This window comes from Bacillota bacterium, from assembly GCA_013178125.1.
Taxonomy (GTDB): Bacteria; Bacillota; SHA-98; order Ch115; family JABLXJ01; genus JABLXL01.
The window spans coordinates 150,877-171,070 of record JABLXJ010000002.1 but is presented as its reverse complement, the minus strand read 5'-3'; the positions used below and the strand labels follow the sequence as shown (position 1 = coordinate 171,070).

The 20,194-nt window shown below is 48.8% G+C and carries 16 protein-coding genes and 1 pseudogene; 5 read left to right on the top strand and 12 right to left on the bottom strand.

The genetic code is table 11. The annotated features are described in order from the left end of the window. Positions 1 to 2: 2 nt before the first annotated feature. The 3 genes from sigG to HPY71_03030 form a co-directional block, all read right to left on the bottom strand. Complete coding sequence (gene sigG, locus HPY71_03040) at positions 3 to 776, bottom strand: RNA polymerase sporulation sigma factor SigG (GenBank protein ID NPV52480.1); 774 nt, start codon at positions 774 to 776, stop codon at positions 3 to 5. A gap of 161 nt (positions 777 to 937) precedes the next feature. Continuing rightward, positions 938 to 1,678 carry an RNA polymerase sporulation sigma factor SigE gene (gene sigE, locus HPY71_03035; protein ID NPV52479.1) on the bottom strand — a complete coding sequence of 247 codons (741 nt, stop codon included), beginning with the start codon at positions 1,676 to 1,678 and terminating at the stop codon, positions 938 to 940. A gap of 58 nt (positions 1,679 to 1,736) precedes the next feature. Beyond that, positions 1,737 to 2,621 (bottom strand): sigma-E processing peptidase SpoIIGA, encoded by an 885-nt coding sequence (locus tag HPY71_03030; protein NPV52478.1) that lies wholly within the window; start codon positions 2,619 to 2,621, stop codon positions 1,737 to 1,739. A 512-nt stretch (positions 2,622 to 3,133) separates the two neighbouring features. Between HPY71_03030 and HPY71_03025 the strand changes: the two genes are divergently transcribed. The 3 genes from HPY71_03025 to HPY71_03015 are packed head-to-tail and all read left to right on the top strand — an operon-like array spanning position 3,134 to position 5,840. Beyond that, positions 3,134 to 3,874: a FadR family transcriptional regulator gene (locus HPY71_03025; GenBank protein NPV52477.1), complete on the top strand. Its 741-nt coding sequence runs from the start codon at positions 3,134 to 3,136 to the stop codon at positions 3,872 to 3,874. A 1-nt stretch (position 3,875) separates the two neighbouring features. Further along, entirely contained in the window at positions 3,876 to 4,790 is a 915-nt protein-coding gene (locus HPY71_03020) for a sugar phosphate isomerase/epimerase (GenBank protein ID NPV52476.1), read from the top strand. A gap of 45 nt (positions 4,791 to 4,835) precedes the next feature. Then, on the top strand, positions 4,836 to 5,840 hold the full coding sequence (locus HPY71_03015) for a D-glycerate dehydrogenase (GenBank protein NPV52475.1): 1,005 nt from the start codon (positions 4,836 to 4,838) through the stop codon (positions 5,838 to 5,840). A 198-nt stretch (positions 5,841 to 6,038) separates the two neighbouring features. Here HPY71_03015 and HPY71_03010 read toward each other — a convergent pair whose 3' ends face one another. From HPY71_03010 to HPY71_02995, 4 genes are all read right to left on the bottom strand, one after another. Further along, positions 6,039 to 6,269, bottom strand: a complete 231-nt coding sequence (locus HPY71_03010; GenBank protein ID NPV52474.1) for a hypothetical protein — start codon at positions 6,267 to 6,269, stop codon at positions 6,039 to 6,041. A gap of 122 nt (positions 6,270 to 6,391) precedes the next feature. Then, positions 6,392 to 7,606, bottom strand: a complete 1,215-nt coding sequence (locus tag HPY71_03005; GenBank protein ID NPV52473.1) for an IS110 family transposase — start codon at positions 7,604 to 7,606, stop codon at positions 6,392 to 6,394. 308 nt (positions 7,607 to 7,914) lie between these two features. Beyond that, complete coding sequence (locus HPY71_03000; GenBank protein ID NPV52472.1) at positions 7,915 to 9,198, bottom strand: extracellular solute-binding protein; 1,284 nt, start codon at positions 9,196 to 9,198, stop codon at positions 7,915 to 7,917. A 496-nt stretch (positions 9,199 to 9,694) separates the two neighbouring features. Continuing rightward, entirely contained in the window at positions 9,695 to 10,642 is a 948-nt protein-coding gene (locus tag HPY71_02995) for a sugar-binding transcriptional regulator (GenBank protein ID NPV52471.1), read from the bottom strand. Between the two features lie 395 nt (positions 10,643 to 11,037). On the opposite strand from HPY71_02995, the gene HPY71_02990 reads away from it, so the two are divergent. Then, complete coding sequence (locus HPY71_02990; protein ID NPV52470.1) at positions 11,038 to 11,448, top strand: hypothetical protein; 411 nt, start codon at positions 11,038 to 11,040, stop codon at positions 11,446 to 11,448. Positions 11,449 to 11,954: 506 nt separating this feature from the next. On the opposite strand, the gene HPY71_02985 is transcribed toward HPY71_02990, so the two are convergent. From HPY71_02985 to HPY71_02970, 4 genes are all read right to left on the bottom strand, one after another. Then, positions 11,955 to 13,463: a hypothetical protein gene (locus HPY71_02985; protein NPV52469.1), complete on the bottom strand. Its 1,509-nt coding sequence runs from the start codon at positions 13,461 to 13,463 to the stop codon at positions 11,955 to 11,957. A 541-nt stretch (positions 13,464 to 14,004) separates the two neighbouring features. Next, positions 14,005 to 15,300: a sugar ABC transporter substrate-binding protein gene (locus HPY71_02980; GenBank protein NPV52468.1), complete on the bottom strand. Its 1,296-nt coding sequence runs from the start codon at positions 15,298 to 15,300 to the stop codon at positions 14,005 to 14,007. 129 nt (positions 15,301 to 15,429) lie between these two features. Beyond that, positions 15,430 to 16,278, bottom strand: coding sequence for a carbohydrate ABC transporter permease (locus HPY71_02975; protein NPV52467.1), 849 nt, complete (start codon positions 16,276 to 16,278; stop codon positions 15,430 to 15,432). Beyond that, positions 16,275 to 17,021: a sugar ABC transporter permease gene (locus HPY71_02970; GenBank protein NPV52466.1), complete on the bottom strand. Its 747-nt coding sequence runs from the start codon at positions 17,019 to 17,021 to the stop codon at positions 16,275 to 16,277. Before HPY71_02970 ends, HPY71_02975 begins: the two co-directional genes overlap by 4 nt. 889 nt (positions 17,022 to 17,910) lie before the next feature. On the opposite strand from HPY71_02970, the gene HPY71_02965 reads away from it, so the two are divergent. Further along, on the top strand, positions 17,911 to 19,605 hold the full coding sequence (locus HPY71_02965; GenBank protein NPV52465.1) for an IS1634 family transposase: 1,695 nt from the start codon (positions 17,911 to 17,913) through the stop codon (positions 19,603 to 19,605). A 77-nt stretch (positions 19,606 to 19,682) separates the two neighbouring features. On the opposite strand, the pseudogene HPY71_02960 reads toward HPY71_02965, so the two are convergent. Continuing rightward, a pseudogene (locus tag HPY71_02960) lies at positions 19,683 to 20,114 on the bottom strand (IS256 family transposase). Between the last annotated feature and the right edge of the window lie 80 nt (positions 20,115 to 20,194).

Here is a 20,194-nt window from a genome sequence, read left to right as displayed (position 1 = left end):
GCTCACATGAGCTTCCTCATGTGCTTCAAGGCAGCCTTTTCGAGCCTCGAGACCTGGGCCTGGGATATCCCGATCTCCTCCGCAACCTCCATCTGCGTCTTGCCCTCGAAGAACCTCTTGCGGAGTATGGTTCGCTCCCGCTCGCCCAGTTTCTCCATCGCCTCTCTTATCGATATGCCTTCAAGCCATGTGCTATCCTGATTCTTTTCATCGCTCACCTGGTCCATGACAAATATGGGGTCCCCGCCATCGTGATATATCGGCTCGAAAAGAGATACCGGGTCCTGAATAGCATCGAGGGCGTATATAATCTCCTCCCGGGGGAGATTGAGCTCCTCTGCAATTTCGTTGATGGTGGGCTCCTTGGAATTCTTGTTTACCAGGGCATCACGTACCTGAAGGGCCTTGTAAGCTACATCCCTCAAAGACCGGCTCACCCTGATCGAGTTGTTGTCCCTCAGGTAGCGCCTTATCTCCCCTATTATCATCGGGACAGCATATGTCGAAAACCTCACGTTCTGGTTTAAATCGAAGTTATCTATGGCCTTCATGAGTCCGATGCAACCCACCTGGAACAGGTCGTCCACATACTCTCCGCGGTTGTTGAAGCGCTGAATAACGCTCAAGACCAGCCTGAGATTCCCGTGAATCAGTTTCTCGCGGGCTGAGCGGTCACCAGCTCTAACCTGGACAAGGAGCTCGCGCATCTTCTGGTTGGATAATACAGGCAGCTTTGAGGTGTTGACGCCGCAGATTTCCACCTTGTTGACCAGCATGAAGAATCCCCCCGATGGATCGCCTATCCCTTTCAGTGCCATATTCTTTCAATAGAAGTATTACCTCCATCTACCTTTTTTATGCGAATAAAAAAGAAAATCACGCATATACGCGCGATTTTAAAGATCAGTCGACATTTTATCTAATATGGCGACAAAATCTACTCCGCTCTCTTTATCTCCTTTCTTAGCTTTCTAATAATACGCTTTTCAAGTCTGGATATATAGGATTGAGATATTCCAAGAAGATCGGCCACCTCTTTCTGAGTCTTCTCCACACCATCCACCAGCCCAAAGCGGAGCTCCATGATCTTCTTCTCGCGCCCCGTGAGGCGACGCATGGCCGCCTCGAGCAGCGATTTATCCAGCTCCTCCTCAATGGATTTGTATACAATGTCATTGTCGGTCCCCATTACATCGGAAAGCAGCAACTCATTCCCATCCCAGTCGATATTGAGGGGTTCATCAAATGAAACCTCGGCCCTCGTCTTGTTATTTCGCCTCAGATACATGAGGATCTCATTTTCTATGCAGCGTGAGGCGTAGGTAGCGAGCTTTATCTTTTTCATGGGATCGAATGTGTTGACGGCCTTGATAAGACCAATGGTGCCTATTGATACAAGGTCCTCTATGCCCACGCCGGTATTCTCGAATTTCTTGGCAATATACACAACAAGGCGCAGGTTTCTCTCGATAAGCTCGCCCTTCACGGCCTTTTCCCCACGTGCCAGCCGTTTCAAGAGCGATATCTCCTCGTCGCTGGAGAGGGGTGGCGGCAAAGCCTCACTGTTGCCAACGAACAGTATGATATATCCCGGAAATAAGCCCAACCGGCGCACGAGAAGGATCAAATAAAGCCGGAGGAACAAGATGAGCCGATTGAGTGCAACGCGTGGCGTCATTCTCTCCCCTCCTATCCGCATGGGCATCAGGCATCAGGTATCAGGATGCTGGTTCGCATCAGGATGCCGATTCAAGGATTTCAGGGTGGAGGAGGGCTCTGAAGCCGCCCTCGGCTGAAAGCCGTTGAGTGTAGATACCCACCACGGCATTCCTGGTGGAAGCCCTCCGGTCGCCCTCCATTATGCGCACTTCATCGGGGCGAAAGCCTATGAGCATCCCCTTTTCCTTTCCTATGGATGCAAACGGTAAAACTCTGAACCGCGATGACCAGGACGAATTGGCTACGATATCGGTGATCGCCGCAAGGTCCTCCGTGTCAAGCAAATCAAATACCTGTCGCACCTCACCAGGGAGGATCGATGCAACCGCCGAATACTCCAGGATTATGACCGGCGCTCCCGTTATTGGGTCCCTCAGGCGGTTGCCCGTGTCTATCAGGGCATTAACAAAGACGCGCTCCTCACCGAAGAATATCTCTATCGGCACGAAGAAGAGCCATTCCCGGATCCTCCTGTGAACGAGGCCCCAGCCGAGTTCAGCCACCACGAGGATGGTTGCGATTGTGGCTATGAAGGCGGGTATGGGCCTGCCGCCCGTCAGGTATGAGACCGCAAGACCGCCCCCTCCGCCCATTATCGTTATGATATACACGTAAGCGATGGTTACCGCGAGCCTGCGGGGCAGGAGGCGACCATAGGAAATGCGCGCTGCTGGGATTATTGATAGAAAAGCCAGGAGAACCGCCGAAGGGGTGGCCATGACCCTGGCAACCATCAAGACAATAATAGTCGCGTCGATGAGGGTCGCGAGAGAGGCGCCGAGCGAGAGCCTAACGCTCGTGCTTCTAAGCCCGAGCACTCCCGACGTAGCCCAGAGAATAAGATAGTGCATGATAAACGCCATGAGGGCGCTCTGAAGTATCCTGAGTATTACCTCATTCATGGAGCCAGCCTCCTCGAGATCCCCGGCCCCATGGCCTATAGCCCCTTTGGTGAGTGCCGCGGCTGCGGCTCGGGGGCCACCCCCATCCAGGCGATACCGGTGCGGTCTGGGCGATGGGTGCAGGCCCCCCGCACTGTCCCCCCGGGACCGGGCAGGATCAAGATAGCATTCAACCTAATCTTACCCGCTCCCCGTGGGTATTCCTCTATTATTGCGCCAGCCGCAATTACCCCTTATCTTATTATACAGCCCCGGTCATGCGATATATGTCACATCAGGGACCCTGAATTGGCGGACTTCGAGTTAGCACCCGAGCCTTCGCTTTAATCAAGCCTTTGCCCGCTTTGGCCAGGCCTTTGCTTAAACATGAAATGATTCTATGGCGATTGAAGGAATTCTATCAACTACATAGAATAAAATAATCTGGATTGTTGACCAGACCTATGGTCAGACCAATAAACCTGTTGGCCCTAGGGAAACCATAAGGAAACCGTAAGGAAGGAGTCAGGCCTTTGGAAGGCGACCAATTCGTTAAGATCGCTAAGATCAAGCGGCCCCAGATGATCGACCTCATCCTGGAGCAACTGCAAAACGCCATCCTCGACGGCCAGCTCCCCGTGGGCACCAGGCTCCCGGCCGAGCGCGAGCTGGCTGCGGCCCTCGGGGTGAGCAGGGCATCGCTTAGGGAGGCGCTCAAGGCCGCGGCGCTCATGGGGTGGATCGAGATCCGTCCGGGCGAGGGCAGCTTTGTTGCGAAAGCGACATCGGAGAAGATCATCCAGCCGCTCTCGTATGTGCTCATGTTTGATACCGAGAACATCGGCAATATAATGGAGCTTCGTTCAATCCTCGAGGTCGAGACCGCTGGCCTCGCTGCATCCCGCAGGACTGGGGAGTGCCTTTCGGAGATACGGGAGATCATGGAGCGCATGGAGGAGAGCGCCTCGCGCAACGTCGAGGAGTTCCTGGAATACGACATGCTCTTCCATAAAAAGGTCGATAAAGCCGCTGGCAACCCCGTGCTCGCCAAGACGAACCTGATCCTGAGGGAGCTCCTGAGGGAGGCCAACAGGCGCGTAGCGCGCCTCGCCGAGGGCAGGTCCACAGCCATCGAAGCGCACCGTAGGATATTCACGGCCATCGAAAACAGGGACGAAAAAGCCGCGCGAGAGGCCGCTCTGGATCATTTGAATACCGTTGCAGGATTTGTCCTGGATGAGGCAAAGAAGTCAAAGTCAAAGGAGCGTGGATAGTATGAAGGACTCAATGTACAGGTACATGAAGGTCGGGTTGATCCACTTCATGGCCTATCCTCAGGTAATGAAGGGCGAAGGCCCGATCATCGAGACCCTCACGAAGATTGCCGAGGATGATTACTTCAACGCCGTCGAGGTCACCTGGATGAAGGATCCCGGCGTCCGCCAGGCCGCAAGGAAGCTCCTCAACGAGGCGCATATGACGGTGGCCTACGGTGGGCAACCGAGAACCCTTACCACAGGGCTCGACATCAACTCGCTCGACCCTGCCGTAAGGGAGAAGACCATCGCCACGCTGAAGGAGGGCATCGATGAGGCTTACGAGCTCGGATGCGTTGGGTTTGCTTTCCTCGCCGGTAAGTACCCGGGCAAGGACAGGGAGGAGGACGCCTGCCAGGCCCTGGAGGATTCCATCGAGCAGCTCTGCGCTCACGCCAGGTCAAAGGGGGACATGCCGGTTGTGCTCGAGATATTCGACAGGGATATAGAGAAGAAATCCCTTGTGGGGCCGAATGACACCGCCCTGAGGATAGCAAGCAACGTCAGGAAGAAGTTTGACAACTTCGGCCTCATGGTTGACCTGAGCCACCTGCCGCTCCTTGGCCAGACGGCGAGGGATGCGCTCGTCCCCGTCAAGGACTACTTGGTGCACGCCCATATAGGGAACGCCGTGGTCAAGGACAAATCGCATCCCGCTTACGGAGATGCCCACCCCAGATTCGGCATCGCGGGCGGGGAAAATGACGTGGCGGAGCTCACGGAGTTCCTGAGGGTGTTGTTTGAAATCGGCTATCTGAATGAGGATGCCCCACGTATAGTGAGCTTCGAGGTGAAGCCGCTCGCGGGCGAGTCGTCGGAAATTGTGATCGCAAACGCAAAGAGGACCCTCAACGAAGCCTGGGCCCGCCTGTGACGCCCGTGAGAGGCGATGATATAGATTGGAGGATACATGCTGACTATGGCGAAGTTCAAAGTCTATGTAACCCGCAAGATTCCTGAAGCCGGCCTCGATATCATCCGGAAGGTCGCAGATGTGAAGGTATGGGATGGTGAGCTCCCGCCCCCGCGCGAGATCATACTCAAAGAAATCCGGGATGTAGACGGGATCATATCCCTCCTTACCGATAAGATGGATGCAGAGGCCATGGATGCCGGCGAGAAGCTCAAGGTCATAAGCAACTATGCTGTAGGCTTTGACAACATCGATATCCCCGAGGCGACGAAAAGGGGTATAGCTGTGACCAACACGCCCGGCGTCCTCACGGACACGACCGCAGATTTTGCGTTTGCCCTCCTGATGGCGAGCGCGCGCCGCATCGTCGAGGCCGACAAGCATACCCGCCAGGGCAAGTGGAAAACCTGGGTCCCGACGGGCTTCCTCGGCCAGGACATCCACCATGCCACGCTGGGGCTCGTGGGCCTCGGGCGGATCGGGTATGAGATGGCGAGGCGCGCCACCGGCTTCTCGATGAAGCTCCTTTACTACGATGTCTACCGGAACGAGAAATTCGAGAAGGAGCTGGGTATTGAGTATGTCGAGCTCCCGGAGCTGCTGCAGCGCTCGGATTTCGTGAGCCTGCACGTGCCCCTGACGGATAAGACCTACCACCTGATCGGGAGGCAGGAGCTCGCCATGATGAAAAAGACCGCGATCCTGATCAACACCGCCCGCGGGCCGATCGTGGACCTGGATGCCCTGTATGAGGCGCTGCGGGATGGCAAGATCGCTGGCGCGGGGCTCGATGTCACCGAGCCTGAGCCCATCCCGGCGAACCACCCGATCCTCGGGCTCGATAACCTCACCATCGCCCCCCACATCGCGAGCGCGAGCGTGGCCACGCGCACGAAGATGGCAACGATGGCCGCCGAGGGGTGCGCCGCGATCCTGAAGGGCGAGGTGCCGCCCAACCTGGTCAATACTGAGGTGTTGAAGGTGAAGGAGCTTAAGGGCAAGGCAAGCTGAAAAGCTAAGGCAGGACGAAAAGCTGAGTGGCTACCACTAGCTTACCACTAAGTGTGAGTTTAAAAATCACCGCCGTTTTCCAAGGTTTGCCGGTGCTTGCGTGACGGGGCCGTTGAAATTTGGCGATGCCCTCGCGCCAAATTTCAACGGAGGCGCGCCGCAAGCGCGCCGTCCCCGGAACGCATCTCACGTAGTTTTCTATGATACTGGAGACAAATCAACCTCAGGCCGGGAAGCCTCCATGCGAACAATTTGATAGGGGGACATTATCTGTATATATTTTCTATATTGGGCATATATGATATCCGCCAGACCTCCAAGGTGTGCACCATCCGTGGTTATTAGGTATTGAGCACCACTCTCAAGGGCGCATGCTATAAACTTATTGTCGCTTTTATCTTCGCAGAGATCTGCCCTGAAAATTAACATGGCTAGTGAGCAAAAAACACCAACATCCTACCTACCGACCCTGGCATTAGATTTCCCATACTATGCCAGAGCTGGTATATAGTGAACTGGCTAGCATTAAACAGAGTTCAATACCCAGATATCTATGCAACCTCAAGGGTAACCTTGTACCCCAGGTCTTCTAATTGCTTGATGGCCTTCCTGGCTATAGCTTGTTGCCGACGTTTCTCAAAGTAACTATCGCCAAGCTCGTAGTAAGGCCGAAGATTCTTTATCATGTTGTAAACAATTACTATAATGGTATGCGCAACCGCAACGCAGGCTCGATTGGCTCCCCTACGGGCAGCTATCCGGTGATATTGGGCATATAGATATGTACCCTTTGTCCTAGCAGCAGCTCTCGCGGCTTGTATAAGAGTCGTTCGTAATAAAGGACTCCCTTGACGGGTTTTGCCTGATTTCCGTTTGCCTGCGCTTTCGTTGTTACCAGGGGCTACCCCAGCCCATGATGATAGGTGTGCTGCACTCGGAAATCGAGACATATCTACGCCAGTACATGCTAGGATAGCTTCTGCATTCCGACGCCCTATACCCGGAATCGTATCCAACAACTTTAATTCCCTCTCAAAAGGGCGCATCCGCTCCCCTATCCTTTCATCAAGGGTCGCAATCTGCTGATCCAGAAATTCGATGTGCTGTAGCTGAGTGGCTAAAAGCATCCTTTGGTGCTCTCCCACAAGACCACGCAGGGCCTCCTCCAATTCTCCTTCTTTCTCCTTAAGCCGGCCGCGTGCTAGCTTCGCTAGGGCTTTCGGGTCCTCTACACCATCGATGATAGCTTCGATTATGGCCTTCCCTGAGACACCAGTTATATCCGTGGCTACCGATGCCAATTTGATGCCAGCCCCTTCTAATACCTTCTGGATACGGTTCACTTCCCGAGCTCGCTCCTCAATCAGGCTCTTCCGATAACGTACCAACTCCCGTAGCTCCCGCTGCTCTCGATTGGGGATATAGCTGCCGCGTAATAAGCCATGGCGCAATAGATCAGCAATCCACTCGGCATCTTTAACATCTGTCTTCCTCCCAGGGACTGCCTTGATATGCTGGGCATTTACAACCAGAATCTCGATACCTGCCAGTTCCAGTATGTTGTAGATTGGTTTCCAATACACCCCCGTGCTCTCCATTGCAACATGGGTACAACCCTTAGATTTAACCCATTCTGCAAGGGCCAGAATGTCTTCTGTCATGGTGCCAAACGTCCTGATCTCTTTCCCCTCAGGCGTGATAGCGCAAGCCATAACGATCTTCTTATGGACGTCTAACCCACAACAACGCTCGTGTAGAATCTCCATGCAACTCCCTCTCCTTCTGCGGCTGTAGATTAACTGCGGCTGGTGCAGCAACCTTTAAATGGGCCAATCTGCCCTGCGTGCTTCCTAAAGGAGCAACAATCTGTGGTACACCAGACCGCTGGGGTCCGTCTACTTCTCGGGCTCGAGGCACCAACGAAAACCCGACCTCTCTTCGCCAGCCGCAGAAGAATCATTCGACATGAACCCCATTTTCATCCTTCTGATGGTGTCGCCCAAGGCGACATGAGGGTCTACTTCCTAATTGGCCGGGGCATTGAAACCCCGGCCCAAGGTCTTCATTCAACACTCTACTTGCCTAATACCTCATCTATTCTATCCCTCATCCGTTTAGCTGTCTTAGCAGCGTCCTGCTTACCAATGATAAATGATTGTAGTTCCTCATGAACCACCTTCGTGAGCTCTAGATTCTGAGGTACAGCGAGGAAATCCGCAGTCCCGAGGGTAACAATGGCCTTTTTTATAGCCTGAGCTGCAGGGTTTATCCGCCTATATTCGGGATCATCATAGATGGAGAGAACAGCAGGCCCATTATCGGCTTTAAAAGCCATATATCGCTGGGCCTCTACATCTGCCATGAATTTAATGAATTTATATGCTGCTTCCTTGTTCTTGGAGTTCTTATCAATAGCTAATGTCCAATAACTACCGAAATACCGGGGAGTGTGAGGGCCGATGGGGGCTTTAGGAGTGGGTAAGACGTCGTACCCCATTTTCCCCGCTGCAACTGACTTTTTGTGATCTTCAAGGAGTGCGGCCCGTGCACTATATTCATGAGAAAAGGCGATCTTACCTGTCTGAAATGCCACTACATTATCATCATATGTCCACTCAAGGGGATTTGGTATAACTCTATTATCCTGTAATTCTTTGAGGAAGTTAAGGACCTTTATCCCTACTTCACTTGTTAGAGACGAGCTGGCATGCTTCAGATCATCTGTAAGGTATGCTCCCCCATGCGGCAAAAGAAAACAGCCGTAGGATTCTAGACTCCAAGCAGGTGACTGTAGCTTTAATGACGTACCGTAGCGACCAGGCTTTGTCAATTTCCTTGCTGCACTGACATAATCCTCTAACGTTGTAGGTGCCTGTAAGCCTGCCTCGTTGAACCAATCATCGCGATAGAATAGAATAACCGTACCGAACCGAACCGGTAGACCTACGACATGTCCATCGAAAGTTATACGGCCTATGGTTGGCGCTCCGTACATTTCTTCCATATTATGGGGTCCATATTTTTTTATCCAGGGACTTAAAGGCTCTAGATAACGAGATACGGCTGGGAGCCAGGCTGCATCGATGGATAATACATCATAAGTTGGAACACGAGTAATGAACTGCATCATCTGTTTTTCTTGCAGAGATTCGTGTGCGATCAGTGTGGCCTTTACTTGATATTCGCCCTTATACTTTTCATTGAATAATTCAATCCCCTTGCTAAGAGATTTCCCACTACCCCCCACGCTTGCCAGCACATTGATCGTAATCTCTCTACCTGCTGCCCACCCAATTACACTCATGGAACTCATCAAGGTCACCAGAATTAAGGCTAGTAGCATCGATCGCCTTAGCACAATAGCTGCCCCCTCGCAATTAAATTGTGACCAACCTGCAATTCCGATAGCTGGGTAGTGCCAATTGACTCTTATAAGATAATCAAGCTAGCGACAGCGATAGCCTTTTCCTCCTCACATCACCTCCTTCTGGTGGTTTCTTCTGAGAAGGTTAGGACCAAAACCGCCGATTATTGTCACCAACTAATATGGAGGATCACAGATATAACGGATCGGGTTTGAAGGTACCAAGCCAAGCCATTGCGCGGATGACTTCACCAGCAATTTGGAACTGACAGCCTTAGTACCGCGTCTTGCAAGATCGTATAAGAGATACTGGCCTTTTTGCACCTATTCCGCTGCGATGATTTACACCGCTATCCTAAATCATCGGCGTTAACAGCTTAATGCCCTATCAAGACTTATCAAACCAAATGCTAGTCATAGCCCTCGAATAAGATCTTTAAGAATAAAGGTGCGTTGCCGGACAACCGAATCAAGGGTAAAGCTTTGATTCTTACATTAAAAGCTGTCTAGCCGTTTCCTCCTCTGTTACTAAAGCATTTATCCATCCCGTAGCGAGCGCTCCGATAATTGCGCCGATCTTTTCATGGCCGCCACTTACCGCAATGACATGATCAACCCTTTTTAACAACTCAATCGGCATAGCCAACACGCGTTCATTAACTGAACAGGATAACAGCTCCCCATGGATATTTACGAAATAACCCAGTACCACCCCTACCCCACCGAGGGCTTGGATTTCCTTTAACTCGTCTAAAGTAGCAAAACCCAATCTCGTATATATGGAGGTATCATCGGCATTTCCTATCCCCATCATACAGATATTACATTTTTCCCACAACTCACCCAACTCTGTAGCTTTGAAGATTTCATCTAACAGAATATCACGCCGCTTCTTACTGCTGGCGTAACCCAGCGCATGGACATATGTTCCTTTGCATTTAAGCTTCTCACAAAATGCCTGGATAACACTGAACATGTTGGTTGAGACAACGTCAGTGAGACCGCCCATTATCTGGACGATGTGTAAATCCTCATAGAAATTCGGGGCCATATACTCGGCGACCTTCGACATCGTTTTACCCTGTGCAATACCTAGAATATCGTTACTCTTTAGATATAGCTGTAAGTAATATGCACCAGCCTGACCTAGAAGCTCTACAAGATTACTAGTACCAGGGTTTTTAATAACAAATGCATCCTTCAGAGCAAATTTCTTCATCAATTGCCCTTCAAGGTTCTTATCGTGCTCAATAGGAAGGTGAATTTTGACTTCTACGATTCCCCGCAACCGTGCTTTATCTAACATACGAGAAATGGTCATTTTTGATACACAAAACCGCCGAGCAATCTCTTCCAAAGTGAGACCTTTTTCATAATATAGGAAAGCAACACTCGTCAACAATGCTTCAGTTTTATCATGACTCTCGCGTTGTAGCATATCTTATCTTTATCTTTCTGATATATTTAACACCTATCGTTATATTTAACAGTATAATACAACCATGGCTTGGCTTAGGTCAAGTCTGATTTTCGGTATAAATTCCATTCCAGCATTGATCGCCTCCATTTTGCCATATTGAACTACCTCTAGATAGGCATGCCTCGCCTTCTCTGCCTCTCTTAAAGGACCCTACCCCCGACGCCCAATATTTCAGCCATGTCAAAATAGTGGTGCACTATTGTAGGCCCCTGACACCCGGGCGACCCAGGGCAAAATCAACGTTCACCCCCGGCCGCCCTCCCCTCCCTTTCCGGTTATCCATAGGGCACCGGATAAGTTGCATGGACGATTATTAAATTACCGATATAGTTTAGGGAACTACTGAGCCCTCCATGAATGAATTTGCTAGAATAAGTTATTTTGGATACCGAATTTCAGCCGACGAGAAAACCAGCATTCAAGCACGAGAACGGCGATACCCAAGCGAACCGGCGGCACCGGGGATACCCATGCGTGTGGAGCATGAGTACCGACGCCAAGGTGCCTTTGTTTACTTGGCCGCCCTCGATGTCTACCGAGCCAAACTGTTCGGACGCTGTGAAGAGCGTAGCGGCATCAAACCCTTTGACCGGCTGGTTGATGATGTTATGTCTCAGGAACCTTACCGCTCGGCACACCGGGTTTTTTGGATTATAGACAACGGCTCGGCTCATCGAGGTGAGCATGCAATTCGCCGATTGCAGAGCCGATGGCCTCATTTGGTCCTTGTTCACCTCCCCGTGCACGCAAGTTGGCTCAACTAGATTGAAATCTACTTTTCTATCGTTCAGCGTAAGGTTCTGCCCCCCCTATACATTCCCAGCTATATCGGAGGCACAGAGCCGACTGCTGGCTTTCGAGAACTACTATGAGCAGCTAGCCAAACCGTTCGAGTGGAAGTTTACCAAAGTCGATCTAGAAACGTTAATATCTAGGCTCTCCGATAAAGGAGATAACGGGGTCGAATCACTTATCGCATGATAATACGTCACCTTATTTATGAACAGGAGAACTAAGTGGGCTAAGTGGTGCCATGCCTAACATGTGTCATACATTTAGTAGATAGGATAGTGCGCGCTATAAATATCGATGCGGACTAAAGTTCCTACATTTACTAAGATTTCACCTCTAGTTTACACCCGTAGGTCTGTATCTCCTCATGAACAAAGATGAACCGAAAGAGTCGGAGAAACACATAGCCCTGTTCCCCGACCTTTCTTTCAACTTACATTCACTATATCGCTATCTCCTTGTTTAATCCCCAGGATTTTTACCAATCCTCTACCGCGATCACATGGGCCGGAGATGAATCGAGTCCCACAAAAGGTAGCGGCAAGCATGCTAAGAAAAGCCTATCTCTAAAAAGAAGCCAAGTATTACAGGCACTCTCAACTATTGGGATATTGTGCTTGAATAAAATAGAATGTATAGTCCGTTCTGGTAGCTCACCATAACTGGGCCTTTGTCGATCTACCGAGGCTATGTCAGTCACCAGCATTCGAACCCCACGATCAACCAACCACCCGGCCGCATCTTCCGATAAGGCTGGACTGAGGTCGAAATACTCATCTAGCTCATAATATCTATCTGTATACCCGGTCTTTAGAATGACAATATCGCCACGTTGGACATTAGTCCCCTGGTTTGTCAGATCACGGGCAGTGATCAATTCAACAGGGCCTTTTGTTGTCAGATCAATAACAGCTGCGGTGCCAATTAGTTGCTCCAGTGGTGTTGAATAAATGTCCCTTTCAATATCCTTCATGGGACCCGTGTCTTCAGAATTATAGTATGGAATCTCAACATGAGTCCCTAAGTGGCTCGGGAACTCCATATACTCCGGGCCGACAGAATCATCTATCCCGTAATCTGTTATGGTAAATGGGGTAACCGTAGCCCGTTTCAATAACCGTGGCTTCTGATTGACAGGTTCTCTGCGAATGTCTTCTAACTGGATCCTCGTCTTGGGATAACACTGCACCTTATGTGAAAGATCGATAATCTTCCCATCATCAATAGCCACCACACGGCCAGCAGCACCCGTGAGATATTCGATTCTCAACGGGGCGCCGCACATAACGTAGACTCGGGATTTGGTTAACTTATCAAGATTAGCTAAGTCTTCTAAGAGTACTACATTATGCAGATGGAATATACGGTGAACATCCAGTTTAGCCCCTGGTACTGAACTCCTCCCGGCTTCCAAACCACGAGCATCAACGCCATAAGCCTTGATATGCCGATCAACCAGCCACTGGGCCGCTTCATTTGTTAGGCCTGGTGAACCGTCATATAAGCGTTGCTCCGGGGGCATATTGGCATAAACTGAGCTGTATCCAGTTCTTACAAACACAATGTCCCCCGCTCGCACTTCTATATCAGACCTTTCGAAATCTGGGGCATCGATGACGGGTTTTTCTTTATAGGGGAAGTCAAAGATTACCGCCTCCCCGCATAGCATTGAGACTGGAATATGGGCGACATCTCTACGGAATAAATGCCGACCATCCTCTTTAGGATACCACCATTTCTCTGGGTAATACGTCTCCACGTGAGTACCTGGGTAAGGATCAGTAGTGCAGAGGACATTCATTACCATATGTTCGTATGAATCCCCAAACTTATAGGGTTCAATCTTCAAGTATGCAAATGCCGAACCTCTGGGTCTACGATCCCCTGTTGGTTCTACGTGTAGACAGTTTACCGGCAAGGAACCATAGAATGGATTTCGTCCATTATTAGGTGTAATAGTCAGACTCATGTCAATTACTCTTCGCATGATACCTAGTCCTCTCTTTCAGGGGAGCCTGTCGTCAAGAATTTGAAGAACGTAAGTTGAATAGAATAGCTGAGACTCCCGATTCTATTTTTGCGTCATATCGATGTTTTACAGGAAATGGCCCCTTCTGCCGTTCCCTTCTCCTGATATAGTTTCGGGGTCGGTAAAGGGGCCGGCCGTAAACCATTAGCCTTTGATTCCCCTTATCATATCCCCCGAAATCTGATTTTCTAGTACTGCGCTTCCTCATACTATAAACCGCTGTTTATATACCTGGCCAGATCTGAGACTGTCGATTTTCTCCAGTTTCTGTCCAAATCATCCACATAATGGTGCGGCTCGATACCTTCAAACCCGCATGGCTTCGTTGTATCCACAATATGCCATGCCAGTTAGTGGTAATAACCGACAGCCTCAGATCTAACAAACAGTACCTTACTAAATAAGGACTATAGTATTTATAAAGCGCAGCACTAGAAAACCTTAGTTATAGTATTGCGATCCCAGCCTTAAGGCTAGCTAAAAAGGTTTCTACGAAGACCTATTGCTCCATAACTTCCTTGATACGGTTGAACATATTCATACCGGTCTGCTCAGCCGTCTGCCGACCTAATAGAAAAACCTGCATCTCTTCATGCACGACTTTGGTCAACTCGGGGTTCTGCCGCACAGGGAAATCTTGAGCATACCCGATTCCTTCCAGCACTTTTTTAATAGCTGGGGCGGCTGGGTTAATCTTTATATACTCGGGGTCATCGTAAAGAGCAAGCGCAGTGGGTCCATTTGACCATTTTATGGCCATATACTTTTGGTTCTCTAGACTCGTCATGAATTTGATAAATTGGTAAGCGGCTTCCTTAACCTTGCTGTTTTTATCGATTGCCAAAGTCCAGTAGCCTCCGGCATAGGCAGGTTCATCTGGACCAAGTTTTCCGGCTGGCAAGACATCATATCCCATTTTACCCGCTACCTGAGACTTGGCGTGGTCTTCTAGCAGTAAAGCCCTCACACTCATTTCAGGCGTCATAGCCAGACGTCCGTTTTGGAAGGCAACTACGTTATCATCGTATGTCCACGCCAGAGGATTCGGGGTCAACCCTTCATCCTGCAAGTTTTTGATAAACTTCAAGATTTGAAGGGTACCACTCTCCTTTAAGGCGGGGCTAGGACCTGTATTGTCATCCGTCAAGAAGCTAATTCCATGGGGACGGGCGAACTGACTAAATGACCAGGTAGTCCAGGTTGGATGTTGTGCCATAAGGGAGGTACCGTAAACATGAACCTTGCCACTGGCATCCTTGCGGGTGAGTTTCCTGGCTGCAGCCGTGTACTCATCCAGGGTTCGAGGGACTTTAAGGCCAGCAGCATCTAAAAGGTCCTTCCGGTAGTAATTCAAGATAACCCCCGAACGAATTGGGAAAGCGATAATCTTTCCATGATAGGTAAGATCACGTAATGCCCCTCGCCCGAACAACTTAACTGGTTCGGGTCCAAACCTGGCCACGTAAGGGTCTAACGGCTCCAAATACTGACGGACTGCCGGAATCCACATACCATCAACAGCTAGTACATCATAAGTGGGCCTCCGAGACATGAACTGCATTACGGCTTTTTCCAAAACAGATTCCCACGCCACCAAGGTAACTTCAACCCTGTACTGCCCTTTATATTTCTCGTTAAACCGCTCTACTCCACCCGCAAAACTCTTCCCACTACCTCCGACACTGGCAATGAAGTTAATTACCGTCTCCCCGGCAACGGTGCTCTGGGCTGTAAAAGCAAATATCAAAATGCCCGTCAAAACTACTATCAAAGCCTTCCTGCTGATTAAACGCATTTTCCTAAACCCCCCTTTATTGATTCGTCCCCAATAATCATTGAACATCCGATATAGCTTCAATATAGGGCTACCCCCCACCTCCTTTACTCGGCCGCCGATGCATTAAAAGGGTTAGAGGCGACGTCCTTAGCCTTTAACTGCTCCCATTGTTAACCCCTTAGCAAGGTACCCTTGGGCAACAATTACAAAGAGCACAGCGGGAGCCGCAATGAGCGTTATTGCTGCACTCATGGGACCCCAATAGACTCCCTCTTCTGTAATAAAGGACATAGCAACTAATGGTAAAGTCATAGCATTCTTATTAGTTAAGACCAGAGCTAAAGCAAAATCGTTCCAGCTATTAAGAAAGGTGAAAATAGCAGTAGCTCCTAAACCAGGACCTATTAGTGGCATCACTATCCTTAACATGGCCCCAAAACGGGTGCAGCCGTCAATCATAGCTGATTCTTCTAACTCAGTAGGAACTTGATCCATGAATCCCCTTAGCATCCATAATGCAAATGGGATATTAATTACGCAGTAGACTGTACTCAATATAAATAGGGTGTCAATCATCCCCAACCGAAAAGCAAACAAGAATAGAGGTATAGCAGAGGCTAGAGGCGGTAACATTCTAGTAGCAATAATTATAAAAGAAAGTAGCTTTTTCCCTCGGAAGTAAAACCTTGACAAACTGTAGGCGCCAAGCGAAGCAACGAACATCGAAAGGGCTGCTGCTACCATGGCGCTGATTGCACTGTTCCTGAAAAGGCGCCAGAAATCGAGTCCAATAGAGTAGTGACTTCTAAAAAGTAACTGTTTATAGGACTCAAGTGTTGGACTAAACCAAAGAACGGGCGGTAATTTAAATGTGTCCTGAGGTTGCTTAATTGACATTAACACCAACCATAATATGGGGAATGCGAAAAACAGGCTTATTAAAACCAGAAGTAGGTTTATTCCAATTTCCTTAAACCAGTGATATCTAGGCTTCACTGTTGTTCCCCCCTATATAGCTTCACCACAAATACCATACTGAATAATGCGGTCAGGAAGAGAATAATATAGGATAAAGCTGCGGCTTCTCCCATACTCCATGTAATACGTAAACGTTCGTACAAGTATACCCCCAACACCATTCCCTCATTCCCCGGCCCACCCGAGCGGAATAGCGAATAGATGGTATCAAAAGCCCTAAGACTGAACATTATCCTAAACATGAGGACGATTACTATTAATGGTTGGAGCCACGGCAAGGTGATATAGCGAAAGGCTTGAAACCCGGAAGCGCCATCAACTTTGGCGGCCTCGTAAGGTTCTGGGGGAATAGCCTGCAAACCAGCTAATAGGACAAGGGTAGTGAATGGTGTATGTAGCCATACTTCGACCAAGACGATGGTAACGAGCGTCAATGTAGGATCCGATAACCATCCTAATTTAGTTAAGCCGATGGTTTCTATAAAATAGTTTGCGATCCCCCATTCATTATGCAAAAGGACTTTCCAAATGAGGCCTACAATACTTGGGGTGATCATCATCGGCAGGATACATAGTGTTAGGAAAAACTTACGGCTGTGACGTCTCGTATCCAATAATAAAGCAACCGCGAATCCGAGAAAAAACTGTATCCCAACGTTAAATATGGTAAATACTATTGTCTTAACTAACGAGCTCTGAAAAATGGGTCTGGATAAAGTATCCATATAATTCTTGAGTCCGATGAAGCGTGGAGGATCCAACCGAAAAGGACTCCATGACTGGAAGCTTAAACAAAAACCCCACAACCATGGATATAAAAGAAATATAATCATAAGCAGAAGTGTCGGAAGCAGAAGGAGATACGGAAAAACACTTTTCTTTCTAGTCCAGGAAGAAATCCTAGATTCCATTCACTAAGACGCCTCCCATTTTTGAAGCTTTTAGATACCTAATCTCCTAAAGCTAAACCAGTAAGGGTATAAGTAAAAACGCTTGACTCATCGCCCCATCATATAAGGTATACAAGTTGGATGTGTATCCAATCATAATATGCTACTACATTAAATTAAACAGTTTCATTATTAGTTTACATGGTTACGCTGAAGAGTTTTATGCAGAATATATCCTGGTATCCTGGGGAAGCGTTTCCCTCAGTGATTAGAATAGATAACGTGTCTTGTCTATTTCCCGGTCAAGTCCGATTCTGTGTGTAAATTCTCCTCTGGTAGCTATCGCCTCCCAGTTTACTGTTCTAGGCTGCTTCTGAGTACCTATCACTGCATCGCATCCTCAAACCCAGCTTCAAGCCTCTCTATTGCCTTGGGTGCCTGCGCTCCGAATTCTTGTGTTACCTCATCCTTAAGTCTCCTAGCGGAAGTTTCTCATTTATGAGTTGAGACCCTTTAAAATTTCCAGTGCACCTTGACAATCTGATCTGGCGTACAGGCAAATTCCAAGCTACAAGCCTTGATTTCATAACCACCCTCGACAGGTATGGAAAAATTAAAGGAAACCAAATGTATTACCCTATATGCTATAGATATTGGAATTAATTACATGTCATATTTTATCAGATATGGCGCAGAATAAGCAGGAAGAATTGGGTACGATATCGAATATTGTATTGCCCTTGGGATCGGAGGGGTTATCGTGCCCACCATCATCAAAAAGAAGAAGGGCAATCAATACTACTATTATATCGTTGAATCCAAACGTATCGAGGGTAAACCAAGGATAGTCTGGCAAAAATACCTCGGGCGAGTCCAGGATATTTTGGACAAGCTCGAAAAGGCTCACCCGGATAAGCCTATCTCTGCCAGGGTCTTCGACTTCGGAGCCATAGCCGCTCTGTACTCTGTAGCTAGGCGCATCAGGCTCATTGAGACTATCGATGCTCATGTGTCTAAACGAGACCAGGGACTGACCGTGGGTGAGTATATGGCTATAGCTGCTATCAACAGAGCCGTAGCACCCACAAGCAAAAGACGCATCGGGGAATGGTACCAGGGCACTGTTCTTCGTAGACTCATTCCCTCAAAGCCGGGAGCCCTATCGAGCCAGAGGTTCTGGCATAACATGGGATACCTCGATGAACATGCTATAGCTTCTATTGAGGCTGACCTTGCTTCAAATATGGTGAAGGAGTTCAATCTCAACCTCGAATGCGCTGTATATGACACTACCAACTTCTTTACCTACATCGACACCCGGACAGATAGCGAGCTCTCCAGGCGAGGGCATAACAAACAGAAACGCAATGATTTAAGACAGGTTGATCTTGCCCTTATGGCCACGGTTGACTTCTTCGTACCCTTATTTCATGAAGTATATCCAGGTAATTCTACGGATTCACAAGAGTTCGGGTGCGTAACTGATAAGTTGGTGAAACGATACAAGGCCTTATACAGGGATTTCGAACACATAACCCTGGTAATAGATAAAGGTAACAACAGCAAGGAGAACTTTTCCTCGCTTGCTTTGACGCCACTTCACTTTGTCGGGTCTTTAGTTCCATCGCATCACAAAGACCTTCTCTCGATCCCGATCTCGAAATTTGAGGCTTTTAGCAGTAGCTATGCTGGAGAGGTTGCCTACCGGACAAAAAAGAAGATCGGGGACTACGAGAGAACGGTAGCGGTCATTTACAGTGAGAGTCTGCGGCTTGGACAAATGCAAGGCCTCATAACCACCTTAAGGCGAATAACCGATGCGCTAAATGAGCTTCAACACAGCTTAAATGAGTGGATATCCGGTAAAGTAGTAAAGGGTAAGAAGCCAACAACTGCATCCGTAAGTAAACGTGTAGAAGGGATGCTACGAGGAGAACCGTATATACGTGATATTGTCAAGGTGCAAATTGAATTAGAGAATGGGTTTCCATCCATTCGATATACAATAGATCAAAACGTTATGGATGAGGTTATGAATCTCCGGTTTGGTAAGACCCTTCTATGTACGGATAATGAAAACTGGACCACCGAGCAAATCGTTGCCGCCTATAGACACCTTGGCGGGTTTGAGAATGATTTTAAGCAGATGAAGGATCCCTACTTTGTGAGCTGGGCTCCGATGTTTCACTGGACTGATCAAAAGATACGGGTACATGCTTTCTACTGTGTTCTCGCGTTATGCCTGGTATCACTGCTCAAGAAATGGCTCAGCGAGAAAGGGATTGAAATGAGCATAGCCTCTATCATCGAAACATTGTCTGAGATAGAAGAGGTAGCGCATATATATCCGGAGATAGCCCATACCAGAGCTCATATCACACTCACAGAGATGAGCGATATTCAAAAGAAACTATTTGATGAGCTTGGTCTTAAGGGTCTTGCGATGATTGGGTAATACAAATCCGAGCGCTCAAAGCCAGATCAGACGGGCATTTGAGGACTATTCACATTGATAAATGAGAAACTTCCGCTAGCTGTCTCAAGATCCGGAGCGTCGAATATGTACCTCAGTCGAGAATGTAGCATCTTCTGGACAGACCTCAAGGATATTACGGATTCTGAGGCTACCATGTCAACCCCTCTTAACCCCCGCACCTTCAGCCGGCCAAAAAACTCCGACCAACTTGCCTCGGACTCGCTATCCCCTATCATCAACCCCAGAATCTCCCGATACCCCTCCCGGTTAATCCCAGCCGCAAGGAGCACACTTTGCACTCGCACCCGCCCCTCTTTACGCACCTTTATCACAAGGGCGTCCACCAGGACAAAGGGATATTCTCGATCGCTCAAGTCCCGTTCGTTCCATTCCTTCACCACAGGATCAAGACGCATGTATAGGTCAGAAACGGTTGACCTGGACAACTCAGTACCACAAAGCTCTTCAACAACGCTTCTCACCTTTCTAACCGGGGTAACTCAGAAACTTTTTTTGAACCACGCAATCTGCGTAGTGAGGTGGCCAATCTCGGCATAGGGTTCATCTA